This is a genomic window from Nocardioides marmoraquaticus (assembly GCF_054777915.1).
In genome coordinates this window covers 243,201-258,834 of sequence record NZ_BAAHAA010000002.1, presented here as the reverse complement: position 1 = coordinate 258,834, position 15,634 = coordinate 243,201, and the positions used below count along the sequence as shown (strand labels likewise).

Annotated in this window: 17 protein-coding genes; 14 read left to right on the top strand and 3 right to left on the bottom strand. The window is 73.8% G+C overall.

The genetic code is table 11. The features are described 5' to 3' along the window. The 3 genes from ACYU8I_RS02845 to ACYU8I_RS02835 all read left to right on the top strand — a co-directional run. Positions 1-505, top strand: a 505-nt coding sequence (locus ACYU8I_RS02845) for a C40 family peptidase (RefSeq protein WP_460837215.1), incomplete at its 5' end; no start/stop codon positions are given. Positions 506-594: 89 nt separating this feature from the next. Continuing rightward, the gene (locus tag ACYU8I_RS02840; protein ID WP_460837214.1) at positions 595-2,610 is read left to right on the top strand and encodes an acyl-CoA dehydrogenase family protein; all 2,016 of its coding nucleotides are present in this window, start codon (positions 595-597) and stop codon (positions 2,608-2,610) included. A gap of 10 nt (positions 2,611-2,620) precedes the next feature. Then, the gene (locus tag ACYU8I_RS02835; RefSeq protein WP_460837212.1) at positions 2,621-3,304 is read left to right on the top strand and encodes a class I SAM-dependent methyltransferase; all 684 of its coding nucleotides are present in this window, start codon (positions 2,621-2,623) and stop codon (positions 3,302-3,304) included. Here ACYU8I_RS02835 and ACYU8I_RS02830 read toward each other — a convergent pair. Together ACYU8I_RS02830 and ACYU8I_RS02825 are read right to left on the bottom strand one after the other, a co-directional pair. After that, positions 3,301-3,429 (bottom strand): hypothetical protein, encoded by a 129-nt coding sequence (locus tag ACYU8I_RS02830; protein WP_460837211.1) that lies wholly within the window; start codon positions 3,427-3,429, stop codon positions 3,301-3,303. The genes ACYU8I_RS02835 and ACYU8I_RS02830 overlap by 4 nt on opposite strands. Before the next feature lie 81 nt (positions 3,430-3,510). Next, positions 3,511-4,053 carry an inorganic diphosphatase gene (locus ACYU8I_RS02825; RefSeq protein WP_460837208.1) on the bottom strand — a complete coding sequence of 181 codons (543 nt, stop codon included), beginning with the start codon at positions 4,051-4,053 and terminating at the stop codon, positions 3,511-3,513. A gap of 126 nt (positions 4,054-4,179) precedes the next feature. Here ACYU8I_RS02825 and dacB point away from each other — a divergent pair, with 126 nt between their 5' ends. The 4 genes from dacB (at position 4,180) to ACYU8I_RS02805 (ending at position 8,842) form a co-directional block, all read left to right on the top strand. After that, positions 4,180-5,688, top strand: a complete 1,509-nt coding sequence (gene dacB / locus ACYU8I_RS02820) for a D-alanyl-D-alanine carboxypeptidase/D-alanyl-D-alanine endopeptidase (RefSeq protein WP_460837204.1) — start codon at positions 4,180-4,182, stop codon at positions 5,686-5,688. 1 nt (position 5,689) lies between these two features. Further along, positions 5,690-6,751, top strand: a complete 1,062-nt coding sequence (locus ACYU8I_RS02815) for a zinc-dependent metalloprotease (RefSeq protein WP_460837201.1) — start codon at positions 5,690-5,692, stop codon at positions 6,749-6,751. Next, on the top strand, positions 6,748-7,713 hold the full coding sequence (tilS, locus tag ACYU8I_RS02810) for a tRNA lysidine(34) synthetase TilS (protein WP_460837199.1): 966 nt from the start codon (positions 6,748-6,750) through the stop codon (positions 7,711-7,713). Before ACYU8I_RS02815 ends, tilS begins: the two co-directional genes overlap by 4 nt. A 202-nt stretch (positions 7,714-7,915) precedes the next feature. Further along, entirely contained in the window at positions 7,916-8,842 is a 927-nt protein-coding gene (locus ACYU8I_RS02805; protein WP_460837196.1) for a hypothetical protein, read from the top strand. A 94-nt stretch (positions 8,843-8,936) separates the two neighbouring features. Here ACYU8I_RS02805 and ACYU8I_RS02800 read toward each other — a convergent pair whose 3' ends face one another. Further along, on the bottom strand, positions 8,937-9,965 hold the full coding sequence (locus tag ACYU8I_RS02800) for an LLM class flavin-dependent oxidoreductase (RefSeq protein WP_460837195.1): 1,029 nt from the start codon (positions 9,963-9,965) through the stop codon (positions 8,937-8,939). A 64-nt stretch (positions 9,966-10,029) separates the two neighbouring features. Here ACYU8I_RS02800 and hpt point away from each other — a divergent pair, with 64 nt between their 5' ends. Genes hpt through ACYU8I_RS02765 form a run of 7 tightly spaced genes read left to right on the top strand, consistent with a single transcriptional unit; the run spans position 10,030 to position 15,632 of the window. Next, complete coding sequence (gene hpt / locus ACYU8I_RS02795) at positions 10,030-10,581, top strand: hypoxanthine phosphoribosyltransferase (RefSeq protein WP_460837193.1); 552 nt, start codon at positions 10,030-10,032, stop codon at positions 10,579-10,581. Between the two features lie 39 nt (positions 10,582-10,620). Beyond that, positions 10,621-12,687, top strand: a complete 2,067-nt coding sequence (ftsH, locus tag ACYU8I_RS02790; protein WP_460837191.1) for an ATP-dependent zinc metalloprotease FtsH — start codon at positions 10,621-10,623, stop codon at positions 12,685-12,687. Between the two features lie 10 nt (positions 12,688-12,697). Further along, positions 12,698-13,297 carry a GTP cyclohydrolase I FolE gene (folE, locus tag ACYU8I_RS02785; protein WP_460837234.1) on the top strand — a complete coding sequence of 200 codons (600 nt, stop codon included), beginning with the start codon at positions 12,698-12,700 and terminating at the stop codon, positions 13,295-13,297. Next, positions 13,294-14,187 (top strand): dihydropteroate synthase, encoded by an 894-nt coding sequence (gene folP, locus ACYU8I_RS02780; protein WP_460837189.1) that lies wholly within the window; start codon positions 13,294-13,296, stop codon positions 14,185-14,187. The genes folE and folP overlap by 4 nt, the downstream gene beginning before the upstream one ends. 11 nt (positions 14,188-14,198) lie before the next feature. Next, the gene (gene folB / locus ACYU8I_RS02775) at positions 14,199-14,582 is read left to right on the top strand and encodes a dihydroneopterin aldolase (protein WP_460837186.1); all 384 of its coding nucleotides are present in this window, start codon (positions 14,199-14,201) and stop codon (positions 14,580-14,582) included. Further along, positions 14,579-15,148, top strand: a complete 570-nt coding sequence (gene folK, locus ACYU8I_RS02770) for a 2-amino-4-hydroxy-6-hydroxymethyldihydropteridine diphosphokinase (RefSeq protein ID WP_460837185.1) — start codon at positions 14,579-14,581, stop codon at positions 15,146-15,148. Before folB ends, folK begins: the two co-directional genes overlap by 4 nt. A 4-nt stretch (positions 15,149-15,152) precedes the next feature. Further along, positions 15,153-15,632, top strand: coding sequence for a DUF3180 family protein (locus ACYU8I_RS02765; RefSeq protein WP_460837183.1), 480 nt, complete (start codon positions 15,153-15,155; stop codon positions 15,630-15,632). Positions 15,633-15,634: the final 2 nt, after the last annotated feature.

The window sequence follows — 15,634 nt, the reverse complement described above, 5'->3', positions numbered from 1 at the left end:
TCTTCCTAAGACCGCTTGGCCTCCGACTTCGCCGCGCCCCGCTCCCCGCCCGGCACCCCGCCCGGCTCCTCGCCCGCAGCCGGCCCCGGCCCCCGCTCCGGCTCCCGCCCCCGCTCCGCGCCCGGCGCCCGCGCCCCCGAGCGGGTCGGCCGTCGACCGCGCGGTCGCCTACGCCTACGCGCAGGTCGGCAAGCCCTACCGCTGGGCAGCGGCCGGCCCGGACGCGTTCGACTGCTCCGGCCTGACGCAGCAGGCCTGGGCCCGGGGCGGGCGCTCGCTGCCGCACTACTCGGTCGCGCAGCACTCCATGGGCACGCCGGTCCCCGTCTCCCAGGCCCGCGCCGGCGACCTGCTGTTCTGGAGCAGCAACGGCAGTCCCAGCGGCATCCACCACGTGGCGCTCGCGCTCGGCGGCGGCCGATACATCGAGGCGCCGCGTACCGGCCTCGACGTCCGGGTGAGCACCTACTCCTACTGGTACCCGACGCACGCCGTGCGCCTGTGACCGTCGGCAGCGTCGTCGTCGCGCTCCTCACAGCACACGTGTGAACCAAACCATTCATGTGCTCCGCCGGGCTGGGGCACTCTGAGCACATGGCACTCCTGCAGCCCTCGAAGCCCGTGGCGCCCGCCGTCCCGACGGAGGTGGACGTCAGCGTCCTCCGCGCCCTGCTCGACGGTCGCTACGCCGCCGTCCGCGACCAGGTCCGCGCGACCATCGAGCAGCACGCCGACACGCTCGAGACCGTGCACGACCTGACGCGTGACCAGTACCGCGACCTGGTGCGCGACGTCATCGTCGAGTCGGCCGACACGGGCGCGCAGGCGCACGGCTTCCCGGCGGCGTACGGCGGGGGTGACGACGTGGGCGCGAGCATCGCGGCCTTCGAGACCCTCGCCTTCAGCGACCTGTCGGTGCTGGTCAAGTCAGGCGTGCAGTTCGGCCTGTTCGGCGGGGCGGTGCTGCAGCTCGGCACGAAGCGGCACCACGACGCCTACCTCGAGGACCTCATCCACGCCCGCGTGCTCGGCTGCTTCGCGATGAGCGAGACCGGTCACGGCTCCAACGTGCAGGCCCTCGCCACCACGGCGACGTACGACGCCGAGACCGACGAGCTGGTGGTGCACAGCCCCACGGAGTACTCCGGCAAGGACTACATCGGCAACGCCGCCCGCCACGGCACCGTCGCCGCGGTCTTCGCCCAGCTGCACGTGGGCGGCGAGAACCACGGCGTCCACGCCCTGCTCGTGCCGATCCGCGGCGAGGACGGCGAGCCGCTGCCCGGCGTCCGCATCGCCGACGACGGCCCCAAGATCGGCCTCAACGGGGTCGACAACGGCCGGCTGTGGTTCGACCAGGTGCGGGTGCCCCGCGACAACCTGCTCGACCGCTACGCCTCGATCGACGAGCACGGCACCTACTCCTCCCCGATCGACAACCCCGACCGACGCTTCTTCACCATGCTCGGCACCCTCGTGCAGGGCCGCGTGTGCGTCGGCGCGGGCGGGCTGTCGGCCGCCAAGGTGGCGCTGACCATCGCGATCCGCTACGCCGAGCTGCGTCGGCAGTTCGGCTCGCCCGGGACCGACAAGGAGGAGGTGCTGCTCGACTACGGCCTGCACCAGCGCCGGCTGCTGCCGCTGCTGGCGCGCAGCTACGCGCTGCACTTCGCCCAGGAGGAGCTCTCCGAGGAGCTGCACCGCATCGCGGGCGGCCGCACCCGCGGGACCGAGCCGAGCGACAAGGAGCAGCGCGCCCTCGAGTCGCGGGCCGCCGGCACCAAGGCGCTCGGCACCTGGCACGCCACGACCGCGATCCAGGAGAGCCGCGAGGCCTGCGGCGGCGCCGGCTACCTGCTGTCCAACCGGCTCGGCACGCTGCGCGCCGACACCGACGTCTTCACCACCTTCGAGGGCGACAACCACATCCTGCTGCAGCTGGTCGCCAAGGGCCTGCTCACCGACTACAGCACCAACTTCGAGGAGCTCGACCAGTTCGGCGTCGTGCGGTTCGTCGCCGACCTCGCCGTCGAGACCGTCATCGAGCGCACCGCCGCCCGCAAGCTGCTCGAGCGGGTGCGCGACGTGCTCCCGGGCGACGACGGCGGCGACCCCGACAAGGGCCTGCGCGACGCGCGCTACCACCTCGGGATGCTCCGCTTCCGCGAGGAGCACAGCCTCTCGGGCGTGGCCCGGCGCCTCAAGCGCGGCATCGACGCGGGCTACGACGCCGCCGAGGTCTTCAGCCGTGCGCAGACCCACGTCATCCACGCCGCCCGCGCCCACATGGAGCGGGTCGTGCTGCAGGCCTTCGTCGACAAGCTCGACTCGCTGCCCGACGGGCCCGAGAAGCTGGCGCTGAACGCGCTGGCCGACCTGCACGCCCTCACGGTCATCGAGGCCGACCGCGGCTGGTTCATGGAGCACGGCCGGCTCTCGAGCGAGCGCAGCAAGCTGATCACCCGCGAGATCGCGCAGCTGTGCCGCGAGGTGCGACCGCTCGCCGGCCAGCTCACCGACGCCTTCGGCATCCCCGAGGTGTCGCTGCAGGCCGAGATGATCGACCAGGCGCGCCGCTCGGAGCAGGACCAGGAGGCCGGCCCGTCGTGAGCTGCTCCGCGTGAGCGGCGTGCTGTCCCGGCTCCCCGGGCTGGGGGGCTGGGAGCAGGACCCGCTCTGGGCCTCGGTCTACGACTGGACCGTCGAGCACCCCGACCTCGGCGGCCGCCTCTGGCGGCTCGGCACCGGCAGCGACCTGTCGCTGCTGCACCGCGCCGCCGACCCGGTCGGCTCGCTGCCCGCCGGTGCGGCGGTGCTCGACGTGCCGGTCGGCGGGGGCGTGGCGCTCCGGGCGCTGCGACCCGGTCAGGGGGTGCGGTACGTCGCCTGCGACCTGGCCCCGACGATGCTGCGTCGTACCCGTCGACGCGCACGCGAGCTCGGCGTCGACGACCAGGTCGAGACCGTGGCCGCCGACGTCGGCGACCTGCCCTTCGCCGACGACGAGTTCGACCTCGTCGTGACCCTCACCGGCCTGCACTGCTTCCCCGACCCGGGCCTCGCCGTGCGCGAGGTGACCCGCGTGCTCCGTCCTGGCGGCAGCCTCACCGGCTCGACGATCCTCGAGGACTCCGGCCTCCGCACGCTCGCGATGCGGCGGGTCGGTCGCGCCAGCGGCATCCTCGGACCCGGCGTGACCTCGCGCGAGCTGGCGGGGTGGTTCCGCGCCTGCGGCGTCGAGCTCGACGTACGCCGCTCCGGCCCCTTCGCCTACTTCACCGGCACGAAGGCGGGTGCCTCCTAGCCGTCGGTGTGGCGGCCGGCCTCGGGGGCGGCGTCGTCCTCGACGTGGGCGTCGTGGGGGTTGTCCTCGAAGCGCTTGAAGGAGGCGCGGACCGCAGGCTGCCGGCCTCGGCGCGGCCCACCCACTCGGCGGCCTCGACGGACTTGCCGGGCTCGAGGTCCTGGTAGACCTCGAAGCCAGGTGGGGGAGCCTGGATCTCGGGCCGGTCAGCCGTCGGTGTGGCGGCCGGCCTCGGGGGCGGCGTCGTCCTCGACGTGGGCGTCGTGGGGGTTGTCCTCGAAGCGCTTGAAGGAGGCGCGGACCTCGGCCTCGGCCTCGGCGCGGCCGACCCACTCGGCGCCCTCGACGGACTTGCCCGGCTCGAGGTCCTTGTAGACCTCGAAGAAGTGCTGGATCTCCAGCCGGTCGAACTTGGAGACGTGGTTGATGTCGCGCAGGTGCTCCAGGCGCGGGTCGGTCTCCGGCACGCAGAGGACCTTGTCGTCGCCGCCGGCCTCGTCGGTCATGCGGAACATGCCGATGGCGCGGCAGCGGATCAGGCAGCCCGGGAAGGTGGGCTCCTGCAGGATGACCATGGCGTCGAGCGGGTCGCCGTCGAGGCCGAGGGTGTTCTCGATGAAGCCGTAGTCGGCGGGATACTGCGTCGAGGTGAACAGCGTCCGGTCGAGGCGCAGCCGACCGCTCTCGTGGTCGACCTCGTACTTGTTGCGCTGCCCCTTGGGGATCTCCACCAGGACGTCGAACTCCACCTGAGTCTCCTCACGCGCACGGCTGTGCGGTCGTCGGCTGTGCCGGCGTCGCCGTGGTGAGGCGCCACCGTGCGGCTAGTCTCGCGCACGACCTGGGGTTGTGCACGTCGAGGGGAGGGCCGCGCGATGGTGGGTGACGAACGCCACACGGGCGTGCGCCGCCGTCGGCGCTGGCGGTCCTGGCTGGTGGAGGCCCTGGTGCTGGCGCTGCTGGCCGTCGCGGTGGTGTCGTACCGCTTCGACCTCGGTGAGCGCTGGCTGGGCTGGGGTCCGGTCGACCCGACCCTCGAGCCGGCCGCGGTGCTGCCCCCGGTGGGGCTGCGGCTGCCGGCGCCGCGCCCGGCTCCGGCGGTCGCCGAGCCGAGCCGGGCCGTGGCTCTCGATCCCGCGGCGGTCGCCGCCGCCGTGCGCCCCGAGCTGCGCGGGCGGGTGCTGGGCCCGCACTTCAGCGTGCTGGTGACCGACCTCCGCACCGGGGAGGAGGTCTTCAGCGCCGGGGCGCCCGAGGTCATCCCGGCGTCGACGACCAAGCTGCTGACGACGGTGGCGGCGCTCGAGGTGCTCACGCCGACCGCCCGCTTCGCCACCACCGTGCGCTGGCAGCCCGAGCAGCGGCGACTCGTGCTGGTCGGCGGGGGCGACCCCTTCCTGGCGCGCTCGCCCGCGGCGGCCGAGGGGCTCTACCCGGAGCGCGCCGACCTGACGACGCTCGCCCGGCGCACGGTCGACGCGCTGCGCGAGCGCGACGTCGACCTGCGCGGCGTGCGGCTGGCCTTCGACGACAGCCTGTTCTCCGGGCCGCGGGTCAACCCGACCTGGCCCGACATGTACCTCGACGACGTCACCTCGGGCATCAGCTCGCTCTGGGTCGACCAGGCGGCCGACGGCGACGGGTTCGGCTTCGCCCCCGACCCTGCCGCCCAGGCGGCGGGCGTCTTCGCGGGCCTGCTGCGCGAGGCGGGTGCCGGGGTGCGGGGCGAGCCCCGACGCGTCGACCTGCCGGGCGACCCGGCCGGCACCACCACCGGAACCGCCTCCGCCTCGGCCGAGGGGCGGGAGCCGCTCGCTCAGGTGCGCAGCGCGACCGTCGGCGAGATCGCCGAGCAGGTGCTCGCCGTCAGCGACAACCAGGGCGCCGACGTGCTCGCCCACCACGTGGGCCTGGCCGAGCGGGGCGAGGGCTCCTTCGCCGGCGGCGCGGCCGCGACGCTCGACGTCGTACGACGCCTCGGCGTGCCGGTCGACGGCGCCCGCCTGCTCGACGGCAGCGGCCTGTCGCGCGACAACCTGCTGCCCGCGCGCACCCTCGCCGACGTCGTCCGCCTCGCGGCGGGGCCGGGCCACCCCGAGCTGCGCCAGGTCGTGACCGGCCTGCCGATCGCGGGGTTCAGCGGGTCGCTCGCGGCGCGGTTCGCGGAGGCCCCGGCGCAGGCGCTGGGCCGGGTGCGGGCCAAGACCGGCACGCTGATGTCGGTGCACGGGCTGGCCGGGGTGGTCGACTCGCCCGACGGCGCGCGGCTGGCGTTCGTCGCCGTGGCCGACCGGGTGCGGCCCGAGCGCGACCTCGGCGCGAGGCTGCGGATCGACGACATCGCGGCGGCGCTGGGGGCGTGCCGGTGCGGCGTAGGGTCGTGACATGAGCGACGCGGCCCCGGATTCCGGGATGATCGACTGGGACCTGGCCGTCAAGGTGGGCTCCCGGCTCGTCGGCGAGGGCCCCCGGGTGACGCCCGTCGAGGCGCACGACGCGGTCGCCGAGCTGCGGGCCGGCGCCGACCGCTCGACCGGCCTGGTGCGCGACTTCACCGGCCTCGTCGCGACCGAGCGCAGCGCGCCCGTGCTGGTCGTCGACCGGCCGGGCTGGGTGCAGGCGAACGCCGACGGCTTCGCCACCATCATCGGCCCGCTGGTCGACCGGCTGCAGGAGCGCAAGGGCGCCCCCGGGCCCGTCGCCAAGGCCGTCGGCTCCCGCATCACCGGCGCCGAGGTCGGCGCGATGCTCGGCTTCCTCGGGTCCAAGGTGCTGGGCCAGTTCGACCCGTTCCACAGCGCGCCCGGCGAGCACGGCCGGCTGCTGCTGGTGGCGCCCAACATCGTCCACGTCGAGCGCGAGCTCGGTGCCGACCCGACCGACTTCCGGCTGTGGGTGTGCCTGCACGAGGAGACCCACCGGGTGCAGTTCACCGCGGTGCCGTGGATGACCGAGCACCTGCGTGGCGAGATGGAGGGCCTGGTCGGCAGCGTGCGCACCGACCTCGGCGAGCTGCTCGGCGACGTCGTCCGCACCGTCGGCGAGCTGCGCAGCGGTGAGCGCGACGGCAGCCTGCTCGACCTCTTCGCCACCGACGAGCAGCGGGCCACCATCGACCGGGTGACCGGGGTGATGAGCCTGCTGGAGGGTCACGCCGACGTCGTGATGGACGGCGTCGGCCCCGAGGTGATCCCGTCGGTGGCCCAGATCCGCGCCCGCTTCACCGAGCGCCGCAAGGGCGTCGGCGCGCTCGACAAGGTGCTGCGCCGGCTGCTGGGGCTCGACCAGAAGATGGCGCAGTACCGCGACGGCGCCGCCTTCGTGCGCGCCGTCGTCGACAAGGTCGGCATGGACGGCTTCAACGCCGTGTGGGAGGGCCCCGACAACCTCCCCGGCAAGGCCGAGATCCTCGACCCCGGTCTCTGGCTCGCCCGCGTGCACGGGTGACCACCACCGACCCCGTCCTGCTGGTCCGTGCCGCCGCCGGCCAGGGCGAGACCGGGCGCACCGCGCTCGTGGCCTGCTCGGGCGGAGCCGACTCCCTCGCCCTGCTCGCCGGCGCGGTGACGTCGCGACGCTTCGGCCGGGTGGTCGGCGCCGTCGTCGACCACGGCCTGCAGCAGGACTCCGCCGAGCACACCGCCCGCGTCGTCGCCCAGATGGCCGCCCTCGGCGTCGACGAGACCGCGTCCATCCGCGTCACCGTCGACCCCGGCCCGCAGGGCATCGAGGCCGGTGCCCGCGAGGCGAGGTACGCCGCCCTCGCCCAGCTCGCCCAGCACTTCCGCGCCGACACCGTGCTGCTCGGCCACACCCTCGACGACCAGGCCGAGACCGTGCTGCTCGGGCTCACCCGCGGCTCGGGCGGCCGCTCGCTGGCCGGGATGCGCCACCGGTTCGACCGCGACGGGGTGCTCTTCGAGCGGCCCCTGCTCGGGCTCACCCGCGCCCAGACCGAGGCCGCCTGCACCGCCCAGGACCTCGACTGGTGGACCGACCCCCACAACACCGACCCCCGCTTCGTGCGTTCCCGCATCCGCCACGACGTGATGCCGCTGCTCGAGCAGTCGCTCGGCCCCGGCGTCGCCGCGGCGCTGGCCCGCACCGCGACGTCGGTGAGGGAGGACGTCGACGCCCTCGACGACCAGGCCGACGACTGGCTCGCGAACCACCCCGACCTGCCCGTCGCCGACCTCCGCCCGCTCCCGCCCGCCGTGCGCCGACGCGTCGTACGACTCGCCGCGCTGGCCGCCGGCGCCCTCCCCGGCGAGCTCACCCGCGCCCACGTCGTCGCCGTCGACGACCTCGTGCTCTCCTCCGACCGCGACCCCCGCCTCGTCCGCCTCCCCGGCCACCTCACCGCCTCCCGCTCCGGCCCCCACCTCACCTTCGGCCCGACCGAGCCCTGATTACCCGGCTGAGCGGGTAATCAGTGACGTGGCGCGTGTTGCAACAGCCGACAAGTCACCGAAAAGGTCGCCACGTCGAGTCACCACGAGCCTGTGGACTGACGCGCCGGGGCGAGGTTCTCCACAGGTACGACGCTCGGCCCCCCGAGACGGGTCCTGAGTGCCGATGCTTCCGACCATGCACCCAGGACTCATCTCAGCCATGACAGCCGACGGACTCCTGATGCGCGCCGACGCGCTCGCAGCGGGGTGTGATGACCAGGACCTCCGGGCGGCCGTCCGGGCCAAGCAGCTGCGTCGCGAGCTGCCGGGGATCTACGTGGACCGCGAGCGCTGGCGCACGCTGGACGACACTGGTCGCTACCGGCTCGTCGTCCGCGGTGTGATGCGAAAGTCCCGCGCCGAGGTGGTCGCCTCGCACCTCAGCGCGGTCGTGCTCCACCGGGGTCCGACATGGCAGCTGCCACTGGTCGAGGTGCACCTGACCAGACGTGACGGGCGGTCGGCCCGCAGGCAGCCCAGACGGACCCTGCACCGTGGACGGCTGCACCAGGACGACGTCACCGTGGTCGACGGTCTTGCGGTCACGTCGCCAGCCCGGACGTGCGTCGACCTCACCTCGGTGGTCGACACCGCGCACGCCCTGCCCGTGGTCGACGACTTCCTGCGCCGCCAGCTCGTGTCGAAGCGGCAGCTGGAGGAAGTGCGGCTGCGCATGGAGCAGTGGCCGGGCACGCTGTCGTCCGACGTCTGCATCCGCCTCGCCGACGGCACCCGCGAGAACGTCGCGGAGTCGCGGACCTTCTTCATGATGTACGCCGGCGGAGTCCCGCGCGCCGTGCCGCAGCTGAGACTGGAGCTGCCGGACGGGCGCGACGTACGCCTGGACTTCGCCTGGCCGGACCTCGGCGTCTGGCTCGAGTTCGACGGTCGGGAGAAGTACCTGAAGCACCGCAGACCCGGCGAGAGCGTCGTCGACGCGGTGCTGCGGGAGAAACGCCGCGAGGAGGCGATCGCTCGAGCGACCGGCTGGCGCTGCATCCGCATCACCTGGGCCGACCTCGAACGGCCGCGCGAGACGGTCGCGATGATCCTGGCAGTCCTGGGCGGCGCGGCCATCCACGCCTGACGCCGCTACTGGGCGCGCTTTCCAGCTACTTGTCGGCTGTTGCAACAGTCGACAAGTAGCCGATTACCCGGCTGACCGGGTAATCCGCACTCCCTCAGAGCGCCTCGCTCAGCAGGCGGAGGGTGGTCGAGCGGGAGGGGGAGGTGCGGGGGTCGGTGCCGGGCACGGCGCCGGCGACGGGGTGGAGCATGACCTCGTCGACGTCGAGGTCGGCGGCGAGCTGGCGCACCTGCTTGGCGGCGGACTCGGGGTCGCCGATGACCCAGCGCTCGAGCATCGCGTCGGCGAGGCCCTGGTGCTCGGGGGCGACGTGGGCGTCGGGCACGAGCGGCTGGGGGAGCAGGGGGCGGCCGGTGCGCAGGGCGACCATCGCGGTCAGGTTGGGGCGGGCCAGGTCGAGCGCCTCCTCGCGGGTGGGCGCGACGACGGCGTTGACGGTGAGGAAGGTGCGCGGCTCGGCCAGCTCCTCCGACGGCTGGAACGAGCGGCGGTACAGCGAGAGCGCCTCGGCCGTCCCCTGCCCGGAGAAGTGGTGGGCGAAGACGTACGGCAGCCCCATCTGCGCGGCCAGCCGGGCGGAGTAGTCGGAGGAGCCGAGCAGCCACACCGGCGGCACCGAGGTGGCGTGCGGCGTGGCGCGCAGCGGGTGGGTGCGCCCGTTGACGTCGAGCCCGACGCCGCCGGGCGTCATCATCGCGAGCACCTCCTCGACGTACTGCGGGAACCGCGCGACGGCCTCGTCGGTGACGCCGCCCGCGCCGTGGCGCAGCGCCCACGAGGTGACCGGGTCGGAGCCGGGGGCGCGGCCGATGCCGAGGTCGATGCGGCCCGGGTACGCCGCCTCGAGCAGCGCGAACTGCTCGGCGACCACCAGCGGAGCGTGGTTGGGCAGCATCACGCCGCCCGACCCGACCCGGATGCGGGAGGTCGCGGCGGCCAGCAGGCCGATCACCACGGGAGGGTTGGTCGCGGCGACGGCCGGCATGTTGTGGTGCTCGGCCACCCAGTAGCGCTCGAAGCCCAGTTCGTCGGCCGTGCGCGCCAGCTCGACGCTGGCGGCGAGGGCGTCGCCGGAGGTCTGGTCGGAGCGGACGGGCACGAGGTCGAGCACGGAGAGGCGCATGGTGGTGGAACGTCGGCCCCCGCCCCCGGCATTCCACCCCGGCGCGTGTGGGATCGTGAGCGCCATGGACGCCAGCGCGGTGCACGACGACCTGGTGGACGTGATGTTCACCGAGGAGCAGATCCAGGCGAAGCTGGCCGACATGGCCCGCCAGATCGAGCGCGACTACGAGGGCCAGGACCTCCTGCTCGTGGGCGTGCTGCGCGGCGCGGTCATGGTCATGGCCGACCTCGCCCGCGCCCTCGACCGCCACGTCGAGATCGACTGGATGGCGGTCTCGTCCTACGGCTCGGGCACCAAGAGCAGCGGCGTCGTGCGCATCCTCAAGGACCTCGACACCGACATCTCCGGGCGCCACGTGCTCATCGTCGACGAGATCATCGACACCGGTCTGACGCTGAGCTGGCTCACGAGCAACCTCGCCAGCCGCAACCCCGCGAGCGTCGAGATCGGCACGCTGCTGCGCAAGCCCGAGGCCGCCAAGATGGACGTCGACGTCAAGTACGTCGGCTGGGAGATCCCGAACGAGTTCGTCGTCGGCTACGGCCTCGACTACCAGGAGCGCTACCGCAACCTGCGCGACATCGGGACCCTGGCGCCGCACGTCTACTCCTGAGCAACCTCTGCGGCAGCCCCGGTTTGCCGACCTGAGAGGATGACGCGCGTGAAGAAGTACGCGCGGAGCCCCTGGCTGTGGATCGTCGTCGCGGTCGCGGGCGTCCTGCTCGCCCTCAGCTACCTCGTCCCCAACGCCGGGGAGCAGGAGGTCCGCACCTCGACCATGGTCGAGCGGCTCAGCGCCGGCGACGTCGATCGGATCACCTTCGTCGACGGCGGCGAGCAGCGCATCGAGGCCACGCTCGACAACGGCGACAAGGTCATCTCGACCTGGGTGGCCGGCCAGCAGCAGGGCCTGCTGCGCGAGGCGCAGCGGCAGGAGGCCGCGGGTGACCTCGAGAGCTACAACGTCGAGAACCCCCGGCCGAGCGTGTTCGGCCAGATCTTCTGGACCTTCATCCCGATCCTGCTGCTGGTCGGGCTGTTCCTCTTCCTGCTCAACAACGTGCAGGGCGGCGGCGGGCGCGTGATGCAGTTCGCCAAGTCCAAGGCCAAGCTGATCAGCAAGGACATGCCGAAGACGACGTTCGCCGACGTCGCCGGCAACGACGAGGCCATCGAGGAGCTCGGCGAGATCAAGGAGTTCCTGCAGGAGCCGGCGAAGTTCCAGGCCGTCGGCGCCAAGATCCCCAAGGGCGTGCTGCTGTACGGCGCCCCCGGCACCGGCAAGACGCTGCTCGCGCGCGCCGTCGCCGGCGAGGCGGGCGTGCCGTTCTACTCGATCTCGGGCTCCGACTTCGTCGAGATGTTCGTCGGCGTCGGTGCCTCCCGGGTGCGCGACCTGTTCGAGCAGGCCAAGGAGAACGCCCCGGCCATCGTCTTCATCGACGAGATCGACGCGGTGGGTCGTCACCGCGGCGCCGGCATGGGCGGCGGCCACGACGAGCGCGAGCAGACCCTCAACCAGCTGCTGGTCGAGATGGACGGCTTCGACGTGCGCGGCGGCGTCATCCTCATCGCCGCCACCAACCGCCCCGACATCCTCGACCCGGCGCTGCTGCGTCCGGGCCGCTTCGACCGTCAGATCTCCGTCGACGCCCCCGACCTGCAGGGTCGCGAGCAGATCCTCGGCGTCCACGCCCGGGGCAAGCCGATCGGCGACGACGTCGACCTGCGCTCGGTCGCGCGGCGTACCCCCGGCTTCTCCGGCGCCGACCTCGCCAACGTGCTCAACGAGGCCGCGCTGCTGACCGCGCGCGCCAACAAGCTGCAGATCGACAAGGACTCGATGGACGAGGCGATCGACCGCGTCATCGCCGGTCCGCAGAAGCGCACCCGCCTGATGAGCGAGCAGGAGCGGCTCATCACGGCCTACCACGAGGGCGGCCACGCCCTGGTCGCCGCGGCGCTGCCCGGCACCGACCCGGTGCACAAGATCACGATCCTGCCCCGGGGCCGGGCGCTCGGCTACACGATGGTGCTGCCCGACGAGGACAAGTACTCCCAGACCCGCTCCGAGATGCTCGACAAGCTCGCCTACATGCTGGGCGGCCGTGCGGCCGAGGAGATGGTCTTCCACGACCCGACCACCGGCGCCGGCAACGACATCGAGAAGGCGACGTCGCTGGCCCGTGCGATGGTCACCCAGTACGGCATGACCGAGCGGCTGGGCGCGATCAAGCTCGGCGAGAGCGGCGGCGAGCCGTTCCTGGGCCGCGACATGGGCCACAGCCGCAACTACTCCGAGGACGTCGCCGCGGTGGTCGACGAAGAGACCAAGAAGCTGCTCGCCTCGGCCCACCAGGAGGCCTTCGACATCCTCGAGGAGAACCGCGACGTCCTCGACGCGCTGGTGCTCGAGCTGATGGAGAAGGAGACCCTCGACAAGGAGGGCGTCGCACGCGTCTTCGAGCCGCTGCGGCTGCGCGAGCGCCGTCCGGCCTGGACGGGCTCGCCCACGCGCCACCCCTCCGACCTCCCGCCGGTCGAGATCCCCGAGCGGGTCCGCCGCGCGGCGGCCGAGGGCGCGGTGCCGGAGGAGGAGGGTGCCGTCGTGCTGACGCCTCCCGGAGCCGGCGGCGACACCCACGGCGACACCGCTCCCGGCGGCACGCCGCCGACCCCGCCCACCCCTGGTGCGGGCCCCGTGGGCCGGGAGGGCTGAGCCGGTGGGCATCGACCCCGTGGGCGAGGGCCAGGGTGCCGTCGCCGCGTTCGACCACGACCGCGCCGAGCGCGCGGTGCGCGAGCTGCTCTTCGCGATCGGCGAGGACCCCGACCGTGAGGGCCTGAGGGACACCCCGGCCCGCGTCGCCCGGGCGTACGCCGAGCTCACCCTCGGGCTGCACCAGCGCCCCGAGGACGTCCTGAGCACGACCTTCGACCTCGGCCACGACGAGATGGTGCTGGTGCGCGACATCGAGCTGTGGTCGATGTGCGAGCACCACCTGGTGCCGTTCACCGGCGTCGCCCACGTCGGCTACATCCCCAACGGCAACGGCAAGATCACCGGCCTGTCGAAGCTCGCCAGGGTGGTCGACGTCTTCGCCAAGCGCCCGCAGGTGCAGGAGCGGCTGACCACCCAGGTCGCCGACGCCATCGTCGAGATCCTCGAGCCGCGCGGCGTCATCGTCGTCATCGAGGCCGAGCACCTGTGCATGACCATGCGCGGCGTCCGCAAGGCCGGCGCCCGCACCATCACCTCCGCCGTGCGCGGCCAGATGCACCGCCCGGCGACGCGTGCGGAGGCCATGTCGCTGATCCAGGCGCGATGAGCGAGCGGGCCGTCGACGACCCGCAGGACGCCGTCGTGCCCGTCTCCGACTGGGCCGAGGGCCTCCCGCACCGCGAGCGCCCGCTGCTCATGGGCGTCGTCAACGTCACGCCCGACTCGTTCTCCGACGGCGGCCGCTGGGCCGACACCGAGGCCGCCGCCGCCCACGGCGTCGCCCTGCTCGCGCAGGGCGCCGACCTGCTCGACGTCGGCGGCGAGTCCACCCGCCCGGGCGCGACCCGGCCGCTGGTCGCGGAGGAGCTCGACCGCGTGGTCCCGGTGATCGAGCGCCTCGTCGCGGCGGGCGCGGCGGTCTCGGTCGACACCATGCGCCACGAGGTCGCCGACGCGGCGCTCGCCGCGGGGGCGGTCATGGTCAACGACGTCTCCGGCGGGCTCGCCGACCCCGAGGTGCTCGCCGTGGTGGCCGCGCGGGGGGCGGCGTACGTCGCGATGCACTGGCGCGCCCACAGCGACACGATGCAGCAGCACGCGGCGTACGACGACGTGGCCGCCGAGGTGCGCGACGAGCTGGCCGCGCGGGTCGAGGAGGCGCTGGCGGCGGGGATCGCGCGCGAACGGCTGGTGCTCGACCCCGGCCTGGGCTTCGCCAAGACCGCCGCGCACAACTGGGAGCTGCTCGGCCGGCTCGACGCCCTCGACGAGCTGGGGCTGCCGCTGCTGCTCGGCTCGAGCCGCAAGTCGTTCCTCGGCACGCTGCTGGCCGACGCCGACGGCACCCCCCGGGCGGTCGACCAGCGCGAGGACGCCGGCGTCGCCCTGACCACGCTCGCGGCGCTGCAGGGGGTCTGGGGGGTGCGCGTGCACGAGGTGCGGGGCAGCAGGGACGCCTGTCGGGTGGCCCGTCGCTGGTCTCGAGCCCCCCGGTAGGGTCGGCCCCGATGAGCCAGACCGCTGCGCCCGCCCCGGACGTCCTCCGTGTCCGCGGCCTCCGCTTCACGGGGCACCACGGGGTGTTCGCGCACGAGCGCCGCGACGGGCAGGAGTTCGTCGTCGACCTCGCGCTCGACGTCGACTCCGCGCGGGCCGCGGCCAGCGACGACCTCGCCGACACCGTCGACTACGGCGCGCTGACCGACCAGGTCCGCGCGGTCGTCGAGGGCGAGCCCGTCGACCTCATCGAGACCCTCGCCGACCGGATCGCGCAGGCCTGCCTGCGACCTGAGGGCGTGGCCCGGGTGGAGGTCACCGTGCACAAGCCGCACGCCCCCGTCCAGGCCCGATTCGACGACGTGTCCCTCACGATCACCAGGAGCCGTCCGTGACCGAGTCACCCAACCCCAACATCGTCGACGCCGACAGCCTCACCGGCGAGATGCGTCCGATCCGGCGGGCGGTCGTCTCCCTCGGGTCCAACCTCGGCGACCGGCTCGCCACCCTGCAGGGCGCGCTCGACTCGCTCTCCGACACCCCCGAGGTGTGGGTGACCTCGGTCTCCGCGGTCTACGAGACCGAGCCGGTCGACGCCCCCGAGGGCTCCGAGAGCTTCTTCAACGCGGTCGTGCTGCTCGACACCACGCTCTCCGCGCCGGTGCTGCTCGAGCGCGCCCTCGCCGTCGAGGCCGCCTACGGCCGCGAGCGCAGCGGCCTGGCCAACGAGCCGCGCACGCTCGACGTCGACCTCATCGTGCTCGGCGACCGTCGGGCCCACGAGCCCGAGCTGACGCTCCCGCACCCGCGCGCGGCCGAGCGGGCCTTCGTGCTCGCGCCCTGGCACGACCTCGAGCCCGACGCCGAGATCCCCGACGCCGGCAGCGTCGCCGACCTGCTCGAGCAGGTCGGTCGTGACGGTGTCACCCGCCGCGACGACGTCGAGCTCGAGCTGCACTGAGCCCGTGACGGCCGAGCCGCCCGGCGACGAGCCGTCGGGCACCGTCCGGCCGACCGGTCACGCCGTGCTGGCGGTGCTCGTCGCCGTCGGGCTGGTCCTCGGGTGGCTGCTGCGCGCCGGAGCCCTGCGCCTCGGCCTCCCGCAGCCGCCGGTCACCTGGCCCGCGGTGGGGCTGATCGCGTTCCTGGCCGCGGCCCTGCTCGGCACCGCCTGGGCGACCCGACGCGTCGTACGGCGCGACCGCACGCGGTTGGCGGCCCACCAGGCGGTCAACCGGCTCGTGCTCGGCAAGGCCTGCGCCCTGGTCGGCGCGCTGCTCCTCGGCGGGTACGCCGGCTACGCGCTCGCGCAGCTCGGGGTCGGCACCCCGGCGGCCGAGCAGCGCCTGCTGCGCAGCGCGCTGGCGGCCCTGGCGGCGCTGGCCATGACGGGTGCGGCGCTGCTGCTGGAGCACGCGTGTCGCGTCCGGGGGCCCGAGCGGTAGGG

Coding starts and splice junctions, on each gene's coding strand:
- ACYU8I_RS02840 (WP_460837214.1), top strand. CDS start 595: ATGGCACTCCTGCAGCCCTCGAAGCCCGTGGCGCCCGCCGTCCCGACG.
- dacB (WP_460837204.1), top strand. CDS start 4,180: ATGGTGGGTGACGAACGCCACACGGGCGTGCGCCGCCGTCGGCGCTGG.
- ACYU8I_RS02815 (WP_460837201.1), top strand. CDS start 5,690: ATGAGCGACGCGGCCCCGGATTCCGGGATGATCGACTGGGACCTGGCC.
- ACYU8I_RS02805 (WP_460837196.1), top strand. CDS start 7,916: ATGACAGCCGACGGACTCCTGATGCGCGCCGACGCGCTCGCAGCGGGG.
- ACYU8I_RS02800 (WP_460837195.1), bottom strand. CDS start 9,965: ATGCGCCTCTCCGTGCTCGACCTCGTGCCCGTCCGCTCCGACCAGACC.
- hpt (WP_460837193.1), top strand. CDS start 10,030: ATGGACGCCAGCGCGGTGCACGACGACCTGGTGGACGTGATGTTCACC.
- ftsH (WP_460837191.1), top strand. CDS start 10,621: ATGACGCGCGTGAAGAAGTACGCGCGGAGCCCCTGGCTGTGGATCGTC.
- folP (WP_460837189.1), top strand. CDS start 13,294: ATGAGCGAGCGGGCCGTCGACGACCCGCAGGACGCCGTCGTGCCCGTC.
- folB (WP_460837186.1), top strand. CDS start 14,199: ATGAGCCAGACCGCTGCGCCCGCCCCGGACGTCCTCCGTGTCCGCGGC.